Origin of the sequence: Archangium sp. (assembly GCF_045802675.1) — a bacterium.
Classification (GTDB): domain Bacteria; phylum Myxococcota; class Myxococcia; order Myxococcales; family Myxococcaceae; genus Archangium.
The window spans coordinates 102,767-120,566 of record NZ_JBJMQO010000129.1 but is presented as its reverse complement, the minus strand read 5'-3'; the positions used below and the strand labels follow the sequence as shown (position 1 = coordinate 120,566).

Here is a 17,800-nt window from a genome sequence, read left to right as displayed (position 1 = left end):
CACTGTGAATCCCTCTCCCTCTGGGAGAGGGCCAGGGTGAGGGTCTTTTCATTTCCAGGGAGGGGCGTGGCTTGATCGAAGAGATCGCCGTCAAGAACTTCAAGACCCTCCGGGACGTGACAATCCCGCTGGCGCCCGGCATCACCGTGATGGTGGGGGCGAACAACAGCGGGAAGTCCAACGCGCTCGCGGTGCTGAAGCTGCTGCGTGAGAGTACCCAGCATGAGGACCCACGGCTTGCAGTGGATGCGCTTGGCGGATTCGAGTCGCTCCTGTCGAGAAGAACGAAGGTGCCACTTTCTTCCAAAGTGCCACTTTCCTCCAAGGTGACAATTCCCTCTATTGAGGTGACCGTCAAAGCCGCGATGGGGGGCAAGCACACGCATTACAAGCTCAAGCTTCCGTCGGTGATTCCCCTGAAGAGGGAGAAGGTCCGAGAGTCCAACGGTGATGCGTTGCCGACGTGGGAGCAGTTGCAGCTCGTCGCAGTCTTGGCGGGAGCGGCGGTTCATGACCTCTCAGTATCCGCACTGCGCGCACCGGCATTCGTGCAGCAAGGCGCGACGCTGGGACCGGATGGCCGAGACATCGCAGCGGTCCTCGACAATCTCGCTGGTGAAAACCCCTCTCTGCGGGATTCGATTGACGAGATGGTTCGAGGCTCGGCGCGTGAAGTGAAGAGAATCCTGACGCGCTCCGGGGCAGAACCAGGCACCAAGGTGCTGGGGGTCGAGGAGAAGGATGGGCGTGTCTATGGCGCGGAGGACATGTCGGACGGCTTGCTGCTCTTCATCGGTCTGGCTGTGGCTGCGCAACTAAAGCAGGGCCAAGGCGGCATTCTCGCCATCGAGGAACCCGAAAGAGGCATCCACCCTCGTCGTCTTCGTGACCTGGTGGATCTCCTGCTTCGTCTCACGAAGTCGGGCACTCAGGTGGTGTTGACGACGCACTCGCCCACGCTGCTGGACGAGTTTCGCGACACGCCCGAGAGCGTGCTCATCTTCGACCGGGACGATGCTGGCACTCACGTCACCCGGCTCTCGGATCGCAAGGAGTGGGCGGAGGAACTCCAGAAGGGGATGCCACTCGGGGACCTCTGGTACTCGGGTGTGCTGGGGGGCGTGCCGGGCCGATGAAGCTCGCGTTCTGCGTCGAGGACGATACGGACGAGGAGGTCTTCCGGGTTCTGCTCTCCAGGGCATGGAAGACGGAAGTCGTACCCGACGAGCAGCCTCTGCGCTTTCCTCGTGGGGGCTGGGCCAAGGCGCTCCAACTCGCGCCCATCATCGCCAAGGCGGCACACCGTAGAGGTCTCGATGGGGCCGTCTTCGCCATCGACAACGATGGTGCAGCGCCAACGCACCTGCCGTCACATCAGGACGCGATTCCCGGCTGCCGACTGTGTGAGCTTCGCAAAGCTGCGCGGATTCAAGAGCCACTGTCCTGGGATCGTCCTGGTCTGCCGCCTCTGCGCTATGTCTTCGCAGTCCCCGTGCAGGCGCTCGAGACATGGCTGCTGCTCGCACGGGGACACGACTTCAAGGGTCAAGCCGAGTATCTCGGAGATGAGCCGAATGGCAGGAGGAAGCTCAAGAAGTGGCTCTACGGCGATGAAACTCCCGACCGGGAGACCATGCGGCGTGCCGCGCTTCCCATTGCCGAAACGCTCGACATTGAGGCTCTGGCGAAGGTGAGTCCCAGCTTCGAGGCCTTTCTCAGCCAGCTTCGATGAGCTGCGCGAGCGCTTCATCCATGATGCCGCCCGCCTCTTCGAGCGAGTAGCCACGTTCCGCGAAGAGATCGAGCAGGAGCGCATCCACCTCCTGGCGCAGTTGGCGCATGGCGAGGCGGGTCGTGATGCTCTCGTTCATCTGTGGGGGAGCTTTGGCGACGGCCTGTGCCGCGAGAGGGGCTCCCATCAACCGCGAGACACGCAGCAGCGCCTCGCGAGCGTGGGTCCTGCCCAGCATCTGCGCCACCGCCTCCATCGTCCGGTGCAGGCGGAACTCGCAGCGCAGCACCTCGTCCTCGCGCGAGGCGAGCTTCTGCCGGGTCTCGCTCAGGAGCCGCTCCACGGCCAGCTCTCCGGCGGGCACCTCCACCGTCGTCAATGTTCCCAGGCGTGCGAGCAGGAAGCGGTAGCGCGGAGGCTGCTTTCCCTCCGCCGGAACGAAGGACACTTTCTGCACCTGGTTGCCGGCGGACAGGTGGGACTTGAGGAGGCGGAAGAACGCGTCCCCCTGCACTTCCGATCGCACCTGTTCGAGATACTCGGCGAGTCCCATCGTCCGGAGTATGGCCACGTTGCTGGCGGGCTGCACGGCCCACATTCCCCTGAGCAGACGCAATCCCGGTGTTATGGGGAGGCCCTCGCCTCCGCGCCCCGACGCGGAGCCCTGCCGAGGAGCCCTCATGTCCACCTTCCATGGTTATGCCGCCCCCGCCGCGGGCAAGTCGCTCGAGCCCTACTCCTTCGAGCCCAGGCCGCTCGGCGCCGGTGACGTGGAGATCGCCATCTCCCACTGCGGCCTGTGCCACAGCGATCTGCACCTGGTGAACGACGACTGGAAGATGAGCAAGTACCCGCTCGTCCCCGGCCACGAAATCGTCGGCACCGTGGCGCAGGTGGGCTCCGCGGTGAATGGCCTGGCGCCGGGGCAGCGCGTGGGGGTGGGCTGGCAGTCCGGCAGCTGCGGCACCTGCGAGTGGTGCGAGCGTGGCGAGGAGAACCTCTGTGCCGCCTCGCAGGCCACCTGCATGCCGGGCCCCGGCGGCTTCGCGGACCGCATCCGCGTGAGCGCCCGCTTCGCCATCCCCGTCCCCGAGGCCCTGTCCTCACGCGACGCCGCGCCGCTGCTGTGCGGCGGCATCACCGTCTACACGCCCCTGCGCGAGGCCGGCATCGGCGCGCACTCGCGCGTGGGCATCATCGGCGTGGGTGGCCTGGGCCACCTCGCCCTCCAGTTCGCCCGCGTCATGGGCGCCGAGGTGACGGCCTTCTCCACCTCGCCGGACAAGGAGGCCGAGGCGCGCGCCATGGGCGCCCACCGCTTCGTCGCCACCCGCGAGCGCTCGGCCCTCAAGGCGGTGCGGGGCTCCTTCGACTTCATCCTCTCCACCGTGGCCGCGGATCTGCCGTGGCTCGACTACGTGGCGGCCCTGCGTCCGCGCGGCACCCTGTGCTTCGTGGGCGTGCCGCCCTCGGCCGTGGCGCTGCCCGCCTTCGCGCTCATCTCCCAGAACAAGAAGCTGGCCGGCAGCAACACGGGCAGCCCGGCGCTGATCCGCGAGATGCTCGAGGTGGCGGCCCGCAACAACGTCCACGCGCGCACCGAGGCCTTCCCCCTGGCGCACGTCAACGCGGCGATCGGCCGCGTGGCCCGCAACCAGGTGCGCTACCGCGCCGTGCTGGAGATGTAAGCCAACGTGCCCCTGGCGGGCCGTCCCCGGAGCGAGCGGGCTTCCGGCGGTGCGGCCCGGGCGATACCAGACCCCAAAAAGACCCGTGGGCCCGGTGCCGAAATCGGCTCCGCGCCCACGTGCCTTTCCCGTCCTTGTTGAGCCGGGTCGCGGAACGGCTGCGACCCCCGTGAGCCCTTACGGAAGGAACCTGTTGTAACCCTGGGAACCCACCCCACGTGGGCTCCGATGAAAACCATGGTACGCATCGCCTCCGACATGGGAGGGGAAGCGCGTGATGCCTGGTTGGGGGGTACGAATGGCTTGGACGGAGGAGGCTGTTGGCGCCTGACCGTCCGCTCCCTCTTCCTACCCCAGGAAATGTTTCCAGGTCAACGAGAAGCGCCGCGCAGGGCCGCCGCCCGATCCCTCCGCGACATCTCCGTGACGTCCACCAGGTCCACCTCGAGGGCGCCGGCGTTATCCTCCACCTTGACGTCCGGGAAGGCGCAGCGCAGGGTGTCCGCGCCCGTGAGCTGGTAGCGCTTGCCCGCCTCCAGGAGGCGGTGGTTGCGTCGGCCGGACTTCTGGCTGCTCTCCGCGCACAGCACCCGACGTGTACGGCCGTTGGCGCCCGGGCGCAGCTCGGGGAAGTCGTCGCGCACGGTGAGCAGGTAGGTGGCCTCCGGGTGCAGCCCGCGCAGCAGGAGCTGGTGCTCGGGCGCGAGCACCAGCGCGTCCGTTGTGGCGTCGAAGGTGAGCTGGCGCGGGGCCACCCACTTGGACTGGCGCAGCGTCACCCGCACCGTGCCGCTGTTGTCCGCGCGATCATCGTCCAGCATGAAGACGTACAGTCGGCGCGCGCCCTTGATGGTGCGCGACGCCGGGCCGAGCAGCCCGAAGGAGTCCTCCGCGGACAGGTTCTCCCCCTCGGCGAAGTAGGCCAGGGTGTTGGAGCCGCCCCGGCCCTCTCCTCCCAGCGAGGCGCTGCCGCTGGTGTTGATGGCGTAGCTCGCGCCGGGGTTGAGCTCGATGGAGGCGGGGCCGTACTTCGCCACCGGGAAGGCGTTGTAGCGGGCGCGCAGGACGAACAGCCGCGTGGGGTAGTCCACCACGTTGAAGGAGGGGTCCTTCTCCGGAGCGCTGTCCGTGCTCCCGGCCACCGCGGTGCCCGCGTCCGTGGCGGTGCCCGCGTCCGCCGCGGCCTCGGGCTGGGCGGCGGCCGTGGGCGGGGTGCCCGGCGCCGGCTCCATGCGCTCGAGCTCCGCCGAGGGGAAGAGCTCGTTCTCGACGGTGAGGGTGAAGCGCTTGATCCACGGCTTGTAGCCGTCCAGGGTGAGGACGAGCGTGTTGGCCTGATCCAACGGGACGTTCGGGATGACGAGCGGCGTTTTGTCGGGCAGTTCCTTCCCGTTGAGCTTCACCGAGGCGCCCGCCGGCTTGGAGGCGACCCACAGGGAGGTCGACGGCACGCCCTCGCTCTTCCCGGAGCGGAAGTAGTGGATGGCGCCGAACGCCACGGCGAGCACGAAGAGGGGCACGCTGAGGAGCATCACCAGCCGTTGGCGGCGCTCGGAGCGCTCCGCCTCCTCACGCGCCCGGGCCTCGCGAATGGGGCGCAGGTGGTCCACCACCCCGCCGCGGGGCGGGTTGACGGCGGGCAGCTCCACGGGGGTGTCGTGGGGGCCCTCGGCGGCGCTGCGCGTGGCGGTGGAGGGGCCCGACACGGAGGTGGAAGGCTCGGCCCCGGACGTGGGAGGCGCCGCGGCGGTGGCGGAGGCCTGGGAGCGCACGATGCCCGTGCTCGACGTCACCCGGCGCACGGAGCCGGTGCTGCTGCGCATGCCCGAGTTGCTGGCGGGCCGTCCGCTGGCGCTGGGCAGCTTGCGGCCCCCGTCACTGCCGGGCCGGGACTGCACGGCGCGCATGCCGGAGCCGGTGCTGGGACGGGTGTTGCCTGGGCCCGTGCCCGGAGGCGGACGGGACTGCACTCCGGTGGGGATGCCCTCGGGGGACTGCCACGCGGCGAGCTGCTCCAGGAAGGCGGGCGTCACCTCCACCCGGCGTCCCTCGGCGGTGAGCTCCTCGGTGAAGAGGTGGCCGAGGAACTGGGACAGCATGGCGGGGGAGAAGCGCGGGAAGGCCGAGTAGAGCTGCTCGCGCAGCGCCTCGGAGAAGGCCTGCGCGGTGGGGTAGCGCTCCTCCCGGTCCAGCGCCATGGCGGTGTACATCACCGACTCGAGCTCGGGGCTGATGGCGGGGTTGAGCGAGGAGGGCGGGGCGTAGTCGCCCGCGAGGATGCGCGGCAGCACGGTGACGAGCTCGCCCTCGTAGGGGCGCCGGCCGCACAGCATCTCGTAGAGCACCACGCCCACGGCGAAGGTGTCCGAGCGCGCGTCCAGGTCCTGCCGGCCCATGGCCTGCTCGGTGGAGAAGTACGGGTACTTGCCCTTGAGGGTGCCGGGCGAGGTGCGCGACTCCACGGCGCTGGTGGCCTTGGCGATGCCGAAGTCGATGACCTTGACCTGGCCCTCGTAGGAGAGGAGCACGTTGTCCGGAGACACGTCGCGGTGGACGAGCCCCATGGGCTTGCCGTCCGCGCCCAGGTGCCGGTGCGCGTGGTCCAGCCCGTCGCACATCTGCGTGGCGATGAAGAGCGCCAGGGGCAGGGGGACGCCCGGCATGCCGCTCTTCAGCGCGCGGCGCAGCAGCTTGGACAGCGGCTGGCCGTGCACGAACTCCATGGCCAGGAAGTAGCTGCCGTCGATCTCTCCGAAGTCGAAGACCTGGGCGATGTTGCTGTGGTTGAGGCCCGCGACCAGGCGCGCCTCGCCGACGAACATCTCCACGAAGTCGGGGTCATCGGCGAAGTGCGGGAGGATCTGCTTGATGACGACCGGTTTGGTCACCCCCGCCGCGCCCTTCATCAGCGCACGGTAGGTGACCGCCATGCCGCCCGCGGCGATCTTGGCGACCAGTTCGTACTTTCCAAACTCCCGGGCTTCGGTGGGGGCCACGATGCGTGTCGCGTTGGAGGGGGGGATGAGTCGAGGGAGCATACCCCGCTTCACTTCAAAGTCCCGAAGGGGGTACCCCGGTGGAGTCCGTGCCTGATTCCCTGGGCGGGCCTGCGAATCCGCCAGCCAACGTTTTATCCTGGAATCGGGCCGGGTTGGGAGCCCCGAGGGGCGGAAGGGCCGGACCCCCCGTGAAGAAGGGATGGGAACGATGGTGAGACAGTGGGTGGTGCTCGCCCTGGTGCTGCTGTGGCCGGGTGGGGGACGGGCCCAGATGGCCGGGGCCCCGGCGGTGGCACCCGGGGATGTGCCTGTTGCCCTGGAGGCAACAACCCCGGCGCTGGTTCCGCCGCCAGCGACGATGCCCGGCGCCCGGCCGTCCTTCGCGGTGCTGCCCGCGGCCGTGTCGGTGGTGCCCGGCTTCTTCCTGCACGGGCTGGGGTCGCTCGTGGCGGGGGATACCGGGACGGCGAAGCGGCTCTTCCTGCTGGAGGGCGCGGGGCTGGGGCTGCTGGCCGTGGGCGGCGTGCCCATCGCGCTGTCGGGGGCCTCGCGCCGGGTGATCGGCCCGCTGTACGCGGTGACGCTGGCGGGCGTGGGGCTCTTCTCCGTCTCCACGCTGGCCAACCTCTACGGGGCAGTGTCGCCCGCCCTGACCCCCGGCGAGGTGCCCCAGCGCCTGCCGCCGCTCGAGCTGGAGGTGGGCTACCAGCACGTGGCGGACCCGGCCTTCAGCTACCGGCACTTCGTCTCGGTGGGCGCGCTGGCGCGGCTGGAGCGGTTGAGCCTGGCGGCCGGCGCGAAGCTGTCGCCGGACGATGGCAACCTGCGCGTGCGCGTGGGTGGGGGCTGGCGGTTGATGGGTGCACCCGAGGCCTCGCGCGGGGGCGCGGACGGCACGGCGGTGGACCTGGAGGCCGCGGCGCTCATGCACCGCTACCCCACCGAGGGCTTCACCCTGGGCGGGGGGGAGCTCTTCCTGCGGGGCCGCTATGACCTGGCGCGCTTCAGCCCGAGGACGGCCGGCTCCTTCGCGGAGATGGGCGTGGGCTTCGCCATGCAGCGCTACGGCTACACGGGCCCGGTGGACGACATTCTCTTCGAGCAGCTCCTCTTCACCTTCGGCTATGGCGTGTACCTGGGCCGCGGCGGGCCCTTCCGGGGCGAGGCGATGCTCTATTACGACCACCGCAAGGACGACTTCCCCGGTGGCATCAAGGCGGGCGGAGGCGTGCCGGGGTACCTCGGACTGCGCGGGCGCGTGCTCCTCACCGAGCGGTGGGGCGTGTCCGCGGACCTGCAGCTGGGCTCGGCATGGGTGGGCCGGGTGTCGCTCGTCTACGCATTGGGAGGTGCGCCGTGAGGAGCACGCGGAAGAACCTTCGGCTGGGCGCTGTCGCACTTTCTCTGCTGGCGGGCGGGTGCAGCATGCGGCCCTCCGAGGAGCGCGCGCTCAAGGATTTGGAGGTGGGGCGCGTGGAGGCCAGCGGCGTGGCCTTCACGGTGGAGGACGGGCTGGCGGTGGTGCGCAAGGTGGAGTCGGGCACGCTGACGCTGTGGGGCTCGGCGCCGGCCTTCCACGTGCGCGCGGTGTCCTCGGCCGGCGCCAACGAGTCGTGGACGGTGGTGGTGCGCAACGCCATGCCGGACGCGGAGCTCTCGGTCACGGTGGGCGGCGAGCCGCTGCTGGTGGACGCGTTCCCCGGGCCGCTGCCCACGGTGAAGACGTGGAAGGTCCAGGTGCCGGCGGGCGCGGAGGCGCGGCTCACGGTGGCGCCGCCGCTGTGGGACCAGCCCAGGCCCTTCCGCTTCGCGGCGCTGGCGGACGTGCAGGAGGCGCTGCCCCGGGTGGGGGACATCTACCGGCGCATCAACGCGGACCCCACGCTGCGCTTCATCTTCTTCTCGGGGGACCTGACGCAGCAGGGCACCGTGGAGCAGCTCGAGGAGTTCCAGTCGCGCCTGCAGGAGTCGGCCATCCCGCTCTTCGCCACGCTGGGCAACCACGAGCTGTACAACCCGGATCCGCGCTTCCACGCGTACTTCGGCCGCGGCAACCTGCACTTCACCTTCCAGGGCGTGCACTTCACGATGATCGACTCGGGCGACGGCGCGCTGGACCCGAGGGCCGAGCAGGCGCTGGACGGCTGGCTGGAGTCGGCGCGCGACTCGGTGCACATCCTGGGCACGCACATTCCGCTGGTGGACCCCATCGGGGTGCGCAACGGCGCCTTCGCGAGCCGCAACGAGGCGGCGGCCCTGCTGGCGAAGCTGGCGCGCGGCGGGTTGGATCTCACGCTCTACGGCCACGTGCACTCGTACTATGCGTTCTCCAACGCGGGGATACCGGCGTTCATCTCGGGCGGGGGCGGCGCCATCCCCGAGCAGTTCGACGGCGTGGGCCGGCACTTCCTCGCGGTGGAGGTGGACCCGGCCGCGGGCGTGCGCACCGTGTCGCTGGTGCGCGTGGACTGAAGCGCTCCCGAGGTGCCCCGGGCCGGGCGGGGCCTCGCGGACGGCCTCACTTCGGCGCGGGGGGCGGCGCCACGGACTCCGCCTTGCCGCCCTCCACGGGCGGGGGCGGGCTCATCGCCTGCGGCGCCTGGGCCGCGGCGAAGGCCGGGTCTCCCGCGGCCAGCAGCGTCTTGCGCAGCGCCGTCACGGCGTCATCCACCACGCCCTGTCCGACGATGTTGCTGAGCGACAGCCCCAGGCAGATGCTCTTGGCCACCGGGTCCATCTTCTTGTCCCGGAGGCGCTCGATCTCATCGGCGAAGCTCTGCTTCTCGTCCTGGGTCACGTTCTGCATCATCGTGAAGGCGAGCTGCGGCAGGGCCTGGTCAATCTGCTCGAACGGGATGGCCTGCATGGTTTTCGCCATCATCTCGGCCCGGACGCGGGCGCGGGCCCGGTCCACCGCCCGGTCCGTCGCGGAGAGCATCACCTGCAACAGCGCGCTCGGGCCGATGGCGATGTCGTCCTTGCCCACCCGCATGGTGAAGGCCGAGGAGCGCAGCACGCCCATGGCGCCGAACCCCGCCATCAGCGCGTAGCTGATCCGCTCCGACGCCGAGCCCTCTCCGAGCACGGCGTCCGTCTTCATCGTCTTGAGGGCCAGCAGCGCGATGCTCGAGGCGAGGATGTTGAGCAGCGTGTAGGTGACCGCGTGGCGGTTGTTGATGGCTTCGAAGGGGTCGTCCTTGTAACGGGAGACGAGCTCGCCGATTCCGATGAACCCGCCGATGAGCACCACCGCGAGATACTGCACCGTGTCCGCCATCAGCTCGATGGTCTCTGGTTGCATGTGTGCTCCTTGCCGCCGGTCCTCCCGGACGCCCCGGCAGTCTACCGCTCCGCCCCGGGAGCCGATGCGACCGCGGATGTAGGGTCGCCCGCCCCCATGTGGGGAGTCATCCGGGGCCGGCGCCGCTGAGATGACGGGGGCTGAACACGGCGCGAGGCCGACAAATCGGCCCCGGAGCGGACCCCCTTGAAAAGACACTGAACATCTGTGCACATGGAGGCCCCACGCTGCTCGTTGGAGGGGAGTCCCAGCCCATGTTCGACGTCACGGAAAACGATCCCATTTCGCCCGCGATGCGGGCGCTGCTCGAGGTGTTCTCCACCGACCTGTCCGAGGTGAAGTTCCCGGACGTGGACGCGGAGGTGTTGGAGGAGGCCGCGGGCCGGGTGACGGCGCAGGCCGAGGCGGTGGCCCAGGCGCAGGCGGCGCTGGAGGCGGCGCGCCAGGCGCTGGGCGAGAGCCAGGAGGCATTGCTGCAGAAGGGTCAGCGGGCGCTGGCGTACGCGCGCGTGTTCGCCGAGGAGGACGCGGCGCTGAGCACGAAGCTGGAGTCCATCAGCCTGCCGAAGGCGGGGCGCAAGGTGGCGCGTCCGGACGGGGGCGTGGCGGCCGAGGCTCCCGCGCAGAACGACGAGACCGCGCCGAAGCGCCGGGGCCGTCCGCCGAAGTCCCGCCCGAGCGCCCCGCTGTTCGCCGAGGGCAGCTCGCCCGAGGCCCTCGCCGCCTCCGAGGTGGCCGAGGCGTCCGTGGCCGTCCGCACCGCGGCGGCCTGAGGCCCGTCCCGCCTTTGTGACAGCCGTGGCTGATGCAACGGGATGACGCGGCGGGTCGGAGGCACCGACTTCCGGAGTTGTCCCGTTCTGGCCCAGGCCAGGGGCAGGCGGCCAGGCGCACAATGTTCTCGGAGCGGGGGCCGGCTTGGAGCGGCGCACGGAACCGTGCGAGTGTGGTGGGCACCATGTCGGCCGCGGAGCTCCTCGAAACGGAGCAGGGAAGCCTTGGTCCCTACCTTCTCCTGGGGAAGTTGAGCTCGGGAGGGATGGGGGTCGTGTATCGCGCCCGTCATGTGGAGACGGGAGAGCAGGTCGCCCTCAAGACGGTGCGAGTGCCCGAGGCCGCCATGTTGCGCGGCATCCGCCGGGAAATCCACGCACTGCGGCGCATCCAGCACCCGGGTGTGGTGCGCGTGCTCGCCGAGGGCGTGCACGAGGGGCTGCCCTGGTACGCCATGGAGCTCATCGAGGGGCTCACCCTCCGGCGCTACCTCGACTCGCTGTGGAAGCGCGACGCCGGCTCCTCCAACGAGGTCATCACCCAGGCCGTCTCCACGCCCGAGCCCGTCTCCAGTGACTCGTCCCCGGGCGCGTCGTTCCGCGCGTTCGGCCCGCCCCCCGAGGCGCAGCGGCGCGACGCGGCCATGGACCGGCTGGGCGAGGTGCTCACCCTCACGCGCCGCCTGTGCTCGTCGCTGGCCTTCCTCCATGGCGAGGGGCTCGTCCACCGCGACCTCAAGCCGGAGAACATCGTCATCCGCCCGGACGGCACGCCCGTGCTGGTGGACTTCGGCCTGGCCTCCGTCGTCGGCGGGACGCTCAGCCGCGAGGCGCTCGAGGTCTCCGGCAGCATGGAGGGCTCCTACGTCTACATGGCCCCCGAGCAGATAAAGGCCGGGCTGGTGGATGCGCGCGCGGACCTCTACTCGCTGGGCTGCATCCTCCATGAGCTGGTGGTGGGGCAGCCGCCCTTCCCCGGCTCGGGCTGGGAGGTGCTGCGGCGGCACCTGAAGGACAAGCCCTTCGCGCTCTCGCAGTGGGTGCGCGGCGCGCCGCCGGACCTGGACGCGCTCGTGGCGCGCATGCTGGCGAAGGTGCCCCGCGAGCGCGTTGGCTACGCCGCGGACGTGGGCGTGGTGCTCGCGGAGCTGGGCGCCGAGGACCTGCCCCGGGTGCCCTCGCGCCCGCCGCGGCCCTACCTCTACCGGCCCGAGTTCGTGGGCCGCCAGCAGCTCCTCGCGGAGCTGGAGGCCCGTCTGGAGAAGGCCCGCGAGGGCCAGGGCGGGTGCCTGCTGCTGGGCGGTGAGAGCGGCTCGGGCAAGACGCGCGCGGTGATGGAGTGCGCGGTGTCCGCCAGCCGCCATGCCTTCCACGTCGTCACCGGCGGGTGCCTTCCGCTCTCCGGCGGTGGCGCGGGCGAGCAGATGCACGGCGAGCCGCTGCATGCCTTCAAGCCGCTGCTGCAGGCCATCGCCGACGAGTGCCGGCAGCTCGGACTGGCGGAGACGGAGCGGCTGCTGGGCGAGCGCGGCCGGGTGCTGGCCCTCTACGAGCCCGCGCTGGCGGAGCTGCCCGGACAGGACGCCTGGCCCGAGCCTCCGCGCCTGCCGCCCCAGGCCGCCCGCGAGCGCGTCATGCGCTGCCTCGCCGAGACGCTCGCCGCCTTCTGCGCGAAGGACCCGGTGCTGCTCGTCATCGACGACCTGCAGTGGGCCGATGAGCTGTCGCTGGGCGTGCTCGACTCCCTCCAGGCCGGCTTCCTCGCCGGCTCGCACGTGCTGGTGGTGGGCACCTACCGCACCGAGGAGCTGGATGCCGCGCTGCGGCTGCTGCTCGCCGCGCCGGGGGTGACGCACCGGGCGCTGGGACAGCTGGACGAGCCGATGGTGGCGCGCATGGTGGAGGACATGCTGGCGCTCAGCTCGCCGCCGGCCTCCTTCGTGCGCTTCCTCACCACGCGCTCGGCGGGCAACCCCTTCTTCGTCGCCGAGTACCTGCGCACCGCCATCGACGAGCGGCTCATCTTCCGGGACATCTTCGGCCAATGGCAGGTGGCCGCGGGCGGTGAGGCGCTGGAGCGGCTGCAGGAGGCGCTGCGGCTGCCGGGCGCGCTGCACGACCTGGTGGGCCGCCGGTTGGAGGGGCTCGGCCCGGAGACACGCGCGCTGCTGGAGGTGGCGGCGGTCTTCGGCCGCGAGCTGGGCTCGGACGTGCTGGCGGCGGCGGCGGGGCTCGAGGACCTGCAGGAGCTGGAGGCGCTCGAGGAGCTGCGCGCGCGGCACGTGCTGGAGGACGTGGGCGGCGGCAAGCTGCGCTTCGTCCACGACAAGCTGCGCGAGATTGCCTACGAGGGGATCGTGCCCGAGCGGCGCCGCGGGCTGCACCGCGCGGTGGCCCTGGCGCTCGAGGCCCAGGACGTGTGGGGCGGGGTGGCGCCGGCGCTCTACCCCGTGCTGGCGCACCACTGGGAGCAGGCCCAGGACGACGTGTGGACGTTCGAGTACCTGGAGAAGGCGGGGGCCCACGCGCTCGCGGCGGGCTCGAACGCGGAGGCCTCCGGGTACCTGCGCCGGGCGCTGGAGCTGGACGTGCGGCGCGGACAGGACACGGGCGTGCGCGTGGACGCGGCCCGGCGCGCGCGCTGGGAGCGGCTGCTCGCCGAGGCCCTGCACGGCCTGTCCGACTACGAGGGCTGCATCTCGCACTGCCTCACGGCGCTCGAGGACCTGGGCCGTCCGCTGCCCGTCACCGAGGGCGGCTGGGGACGCTTCCTCCTGGCGCAGACGGTGCGGCAGGTGCTGCACCTGGTGCTGCCCCGGCGCTGGGTGCGCGAGGAGGACCGGCAGGCGAGAGATCTGCTGGGGGCCTCGGCGCTCGCGGCGACGCGGCTGGCCGAGTGCTACTACTGGCGTTACGATCCGCTGCGCATGATGGCCACCGCGCTGTTCGCGGCGAACCTGGCCGAGCGCGCGGGCCGCGACGCGGAGGTGCTGCGGCTGTACGGACAGCTCGGCTCCATCGCGGGACTGGGACGGCTCAACCGGCTGGCGCGCGCCTACTTCCGCCGCGCCCGGGGCGAGGGTCAGCTCGTGGAGGACCCGAGCGCCACGTCCTTCGGGCTCATCGTCGAGTCGATGTTCCACTCGAGCTTCGCGCGCTGGGCGCTGGCCGAGAGCAAGGCGCAGCAGGCGCGGCAGGTGCTGGAGCAGCTCGGGGACAAGGGTGAGTTCGAGCTGGCCGGGGTGCTGCTGGGGCACGGGGACTACTACACGGGCCGCTTCGAGCAGGCGCTGGCGCGCTTCGCGGAGATTCGCGAGTCGGCCCGCGGGCGCGGCCACTTCCAGCACGAGGTGTGGAGCACGTACACCATGGCGCGCAGCCTCCTGGCGCTCGGCCGGCTGGACGAGGCGATGCCCCTGCTGCGCGAGGCGAGCGAGCTGCTGAAGGGGAAGCATGATCCGCTCTCGCACATCATCACCGGAGGACTGCGGGGGATGGCGTCGCTGCAGCGCGAGGAGTGGGAGCAGGCGCGCGACGAGGCGGACAAGGTGATGGAGCTGGCGCGCCGCTACCAGCCCATGCTGTACACGGAGAGCCACGGCTACGAGGGCGCGGCGCGGGTGTACCTGGCGCTGTGGGAGCGCGAGCGGGTGCCCGGCAAGCCGCCGCCCGCGGTGGCCGAGGAGGCGCGGCGGGCCTGCGCGAGGCTGTCGTCGTTGGCCACGCGCTTCCCCCTGGCGCGGGCGGTGGCGCTGCGGTGCGCGGGGCGGATGCACTGGCTCGCGGGCCACGCGTGGCGGGCGCGCTCGGCATGGAGGCGCAGCGCGCGGCTGGCCCGGGAGATGGGCATGCCCTACGAGGAGGCACAGGCCTGGTTCGAGCTGGCGCGCGCCGCCGCACCGGGCAGCCCCGAGCGCGAGGACTCGCTGCGGCGGGCGGTGGAGGGCTTCACCCGCCTGGGCTGCGCCGGACTGCTGCGCGAGGCCGAGGCGCTCCGGGCGCGGTAGCCGCCGTCACGAGCGCCAGGAGCCCACTCCGTCTGTCACGACTTCCGCGAACCGGGGGACGACTCGCACGGCGTGGTCATCCAGGTGGACATCAAGAGGAAGTCAGCGACGGGCCTGGATGGGGACTCGGTGGTGGAGTGAGGCGCGCGCTCAAATCCCCGGCCATAAAGGCGTGACGGTGCGCAGCCGTCCTTCTTCCTCGCGCAACAGGGCCACGAGCCGGCCGCGTTGCAGGGCACGCACGGGAGCCTCGGGATCCGGGAAGCCCTCGGGCAGGCGCCACTCCGGGGGCCGCAGCTCTCCGAGCGGGACGGTGCGCCCGTGCTTGAGGTCGTTCACCTCGTCACCCGCGATGGTGCGTGAGGCGCACCAGGGAAGCACCTCGGGGCCGTGCAGCCCGATGCGCCTTTCCGGGCCCGGGTCCTCCCAAGGGCCGATGGCGGTGCGGTGCAGCCGGGAGAGGTGGGCCCCACACCCGAGCGCCCGTCCCAGGTCGCGAGCGAGCGCCCGCACGTAGTAGCCACCGCGGCAGGTGAGGCGAAGGCGGCTGCGGCGGGGCAGCTCGTGCGAGAGCCAGCGGGCCTCGTGCAGGTAGACGCGCGAGGGCGGCAGCGCCACGGTTTCACCGCGGTGGGCCTTCTTGTAGGCGGGCTCGCCGCCCACCTTCTTCGCGCTGGTGGCGGGGGGCACCTGCTCCGTCCAGCCGAGGAAGGGAACGAGCGCCGCGTCCAGTGCCTCCGCCGAAAGGGCCGAGGCATCCCCCTCGTGGGTCACCTGCCCGAGGAGGTCTCCGTTATCCGTCTCCACGCCCCAGATGACCTCGGCCTCGTACGCCTTGGGCACGGCGTGCAGCAACTCCATGAGGTGCGTGGCGGGGCCGGCGAGCAGCAGGAGCAGGCCCTCGGCGAAGGGGTCGAGCGTGCCGCCGTGGCACACCGGGAGTTGCTTGCGCGTGAGGCCCGCGGCTTCCACCTCGGCCATGAGGGAATGCACGAGGGAGAAGCTCGTCACGCCCACGGGTTTGTGGGCCAGGTAGATGCCGGGCTGCATGCGGCCGGTTTCCTTGGAGGTGCGGCGACTTTCGACCGCCGCGACGAAGAGCGTGCGGACCGCCGGATGTTGCTCATGCATACCCTTATTTCCGGGGGCAACTCGATGGCTTTGATGGGACAGGGAAGGGCGCTCGGGCAGGCGGGGGAGGTGGCGGGGCGCGCCGTTCTGCTCTTCGGAGCCTTCTGTGGAATGAAGGCCCTCAGCGCCTTCTTCGTCTTTCCGCCCCAGGAGAGCGCCGCGGTGTGGCTGCCCGGAGGGCTGACGCTCGCCGTCTTCCTCCGCGCCCGGAAGCGGCGCTGGCCGGTGTACCTGCTCGCCATCTTCCTCGCGGAGCTCATGCTGGTGCCCCTCTACGGGGACCCCTTGGACATGGCCGTCCTCTGGGCGCTCGGAAACTGCCTGCGCACCCTCGTCGGGGCGTGGCTGATGCGCCGTTGGATGGACACGCCGGTGCGCTTCTCCCGGCCCCGGGACGTGGTGGCGCTCGTCATCGCCGGAGGTCTGCTCGGCCCCCTGCCCAGTGCCACCCTGGGCATGGGCGCCGTCGCGCTCTTCAAGCCGGGCCTCGGTGCCGAGGCCTTCTGGCGGGGCTGGCTCGACTGGTACCTCGCCGATGGCCTGGGCGCATTGCTGATCGCCCCCCTGCTGCTCACCTGGACGGCCGAGCGCCGTCGGGCCCGGTGGCCCCAAGAGAGGCTGGAGCTGGCGGGATGCCTGCTGTTGCTGGCGCTCGTGGCGCACGTTGCCTTTGGGGTGCGCTCGCCCCACGGCATCCTCCTGTCGCTGCCCTACCTGTGCCTGCCCTTCATCCTCTGGGCGGCGCTGCGGCTGGGGGCGCGGGGCGCGGCCACCGCCACCGCGGTGCTGATGACGTTCGCCGTCGTGCACACCGCCGCGCAGCAGGGGCCCTTCGGCGTGCTGCCCGGCTCCCTCTCCGAGCGCGTGCTCGCGGTGCAGCTCTTCCTCGCCGTGGCGAGCCTGTCCACGCTCACCCTGGCCACCATGGCCTCGGACCGGCAGCAGGTGGAGCGCTCCCAGCGGTTGCTGGCCGAGGCGGGCGCGGTGCTCGCCGAGTCGTTGGACCCGAGGGCCACCCTGCCGCGCGTGGCCCGGCTGCTCGTGCCGGAGCTCGTCACCGGTTTCGCCGTGTGGCTGGCGGACGAGGACGGGCGCTTCGTCCCGGTGGTGCGGATGGGGCTGTCCGAGGACGACGCGGGCCCGCTGCTCGCGCAGGTGCGGCAGTTGCCGGAGCCCTCGCGGCGCGTGCTCGGCCCGGAGGGGGCGTCGGTGCTGGCGCGCATCCACCACCAGGGGCGCACGCTGGGGGGCATGGCCCTGGTGTATGGCGGGCACACCCACCTGGCGCGCTCGCGCACGGTGGACTTCGTCGAGGACCTGGCCCACCACTGCTCGCTCGCGCTGGAGAACGCGCGCCTGCTGGGGCAGTTCCAGACGGCCATCCACGCGCGCGACGAGTTCATCTCCATCGCCGCGCACGAGCTGCGCACCCCGCTCACCGCCCTCAAGTTGCAGATGCAGAGCCTGTTGCGTCTGCTGGGGCAGGCCCCCGAGTCCGACGCCGAGTCGCTCCTCGAGCGCTTCCACCGGGTGGCCCGGCAGGTGTCACGCCTGGAGCGGCTGGTGGAGGGCCTGCTGGACATGGGGCGCATCAACACCGGCGAGCTGCGGCTGGAGCGCGAGCCGATGGACCTGGGCCAGCTGGTGCACGACGTGGTGGACCACTGCTCCGAGGAGCTGGAGCGCGCCGGCTGCGAGGTGTCCGTCCGCGCCCCGCAGCGCGTCATGGGCCAGTGGGACCGGGCGCGGCTGCGGCAGGCCCTCACCCACCTGCTGGCCAACGCGCTGAAGTTCGGCGCGGGCCGGCCCATCGAGCTGAGGGTGGAGCCGGGGCAGGAGCGGGCCCGCATCGTGGTGACGGACCATGGGATTGGGGTGACACCGGAGGCGCTGCGGCGCATCTTCGGCCGCTTCGAGCGGGCGGTGTCCTCGCGGGAGTACGGCGGCCTGGGGCTGGGCCTCTTCCTCACCCGGCGCATCATCGAGGCCCACGGCGGTTCCATCCGGGTCTCCAGCCAGCCCGGCGAGGGGGCCACCTTCGTCCTGGAGCTGCCCGCCTCGCCGCTGGCGCCGGCCCATGCCGCCGAGTCCGCCTCGGAGCCCGAGTCCTCCGGCTGGCTCCTCCCGCCCGCGGGCCCCCCCCCCACCTGGTGAGCAGGGGGACAAGGG

Annotated in this window: 12 protein-coding genes; 8 read left to right on the top strand and 4 right to left on the bottom strand. The window is 71.4% G+C overall.

The annotated features are described in order from the left end of the window. The first annotated feature begins 71 nt into the window (after positions 1-71). The gene (locus tag ACJ8AN_RS35920; RefSeq protein WP_407760091.1) at positions 72-1,136 is read left to right on the top strand and encodes an AAA family ATPase; all 1,065 of its coding nucleotides are present in this window, start codon (positions 72-74) and stop codon (positions 1,134-1,136) included. Continuing rightward, positions 1,133-1,732, top strand: coding sequence for a hypothetical protein (locus ACJ8AN_RS35915; RefSeq protein ID WP_407760090.1), 600 nt, complete (start codon positions 1,133-1,135; stop codon positions 1,730-1,732). Before ACJ8AN_RS35920 ends, ACJ8AN_RS35915 begins: the two co-directional genes overlap by 4 nt. Here the strand turns inward: ACJ8AN_RS35915 and ACJ8AN_RS35910 are convergent. Then, entirely contained in the window at positions 1,716-2,258 is a 543-nt protein-coding gene (locus tag ACJ8AN_RS35910) for a hypothetical protein (RefSeq protein ID WP_407760089.1), read from the bottom strand. The two genes, ACJ8AN_RS35915 and ACJ8AN_RS35910, sit on opposite strands and share 17 nt — an antisense overlap. A gap of 154 nt (positions 2,259-2,412) precedes the next feature. Here ACJ8AN_RS35910 and ACJ8AN_RS35905 point away from each other — a divergent pair, with 154 nt between their 5' ends. Next, a complete protein-coding gene (locus ACJ8AN_RS35905) occupies positions 2,413-3,420 on the top strand; it encodes an NAD(P)-dependent alcohol dehydrogenase (protein ID WP_407760088.1) in 1,008 nt (335 codons plus the stop codon). 371 nt (positions 3,421-3,791) lie between these two features. Here the strand turns inward: ACJ8AN_RS35905 and ACJ8AN_RS35900 are convergent, their stop codons facing one another. Continuing rightward, on the bottom strand, positions 3,792-6,458 hold the full coding sequence (locus ACJ8AN_RS35900; RefSeq protein ID WP_407760087.1) for a protein kinase domain-containing protein: 2,667 nt from the start codon (positions 6,456-6,458) through the stop codon (positions 3,792-3,794). Between the two features lie 169 nt (positions 6,459-6,627). Here ACJ8AN_RS35900 and ACJ8AN_RS35895 point away from each other — a divergent pair, with 169 nt between their 5' ends. Beyond that, a complete protein-coding gene (locus ACJ8AN_RS35895) occupies positions 6,628-7,779 on the top strand; it encodes a hypothetical protein (RefSeq protein WP_407760086.1) in 1,152 nt (383 codons plus the stop codon). 65 nt (positions 7,780-7,844) lie between these two features. Further along, positions 7,845-8,891: a metallophosphoesterase family protein gene (locus ACJ8AN_RS35890; RefSeq protein WP_407760085.1), complete on the top strand. Its 1,047-nt coding sequence runs from the start codon at positions 7,845-7,847 to the stop codon at positions 8,889-8,891. Between the two features lie 46 nt (positions 8,892-8,937). Here ACJ8AN_RS35890 and ACJ8AN_RS35885 read toward each other — a convergent pair whose 3' ends face one another. After that, the gene (locus tag ACJ8AN_RS35885) at positions 8,938-9,720 is read right to left on the bottom strand and encodes a hypothetical protein (RefSeq protein WP_407760084.1); all 783 of its coding nucleotides are present in this window, start codon (positions 9,718-9,720) and stop codon (positions 8,938-8,940) included. A 254-nt stretch (positions 9,721-9,974) separates the two neighbouring features. On the opposite strand from ACJ8AN_RS35885, the gene ACJ8AN_RS35880 reads away from it, so the two are divergent. Next, positions 9,975-10,493 (top strand): hypothetical protein, encoded by a 519-nt coding sequence (locus tag ACJ8AN_RS35880; protein WP_407760083.1) that lies wholly within the window; start codon positions 9,975-9,977, stop codon positions 10,491-10,493. A 32-nt stretch (positions 10,494-10,525) separates the two neighbouring features. After that, positions 10,526-14,500, top strand: a complete 3,975-nt coding sequence (locus ACJ8AN_RS35875; protein ID WP_407760082.1) for a serine/threonine-protein kinase PknK — start codon at positions 10,526-10,528, stop codon at positions 14,498-14,500. A 150-nt stretch (positions 14,501-14,650) separates the two neighbouring features. Here the strand turns inward: ACJ8AN_RS35875 and truB are convergent, their stop codons facing one another. After that, a complete protein-coding gene (gene truB / locus ACJ8AN_RS35870; protein ID WP_407760164.1) occupies positions 14,651-15,550 on the bottom strand; it encodes a tRNA pseudouridine(55) synthase TruB in 900 nt (299 codons plus the stop codon). A 192-nt stretch (positions 15,551-15,742) separates the two neighbouring features. Between truB and ACJ8AN_RS35865 the strand changes: the two genes are divergently transcribed. Continuing rightward, positions 15,743-17,785, top strand: coding sequence for an MASE1 domain-containing protein (locus ACJ8AN_RS35865; protein WP_407760081.1), 2,043 nt, complete (start codon positions 15,743-15,745; stop codon positions 17,783-17,785). The last annotated feature ends 15 nt before the right edge of the window (positions 17,786-17,800 follow it).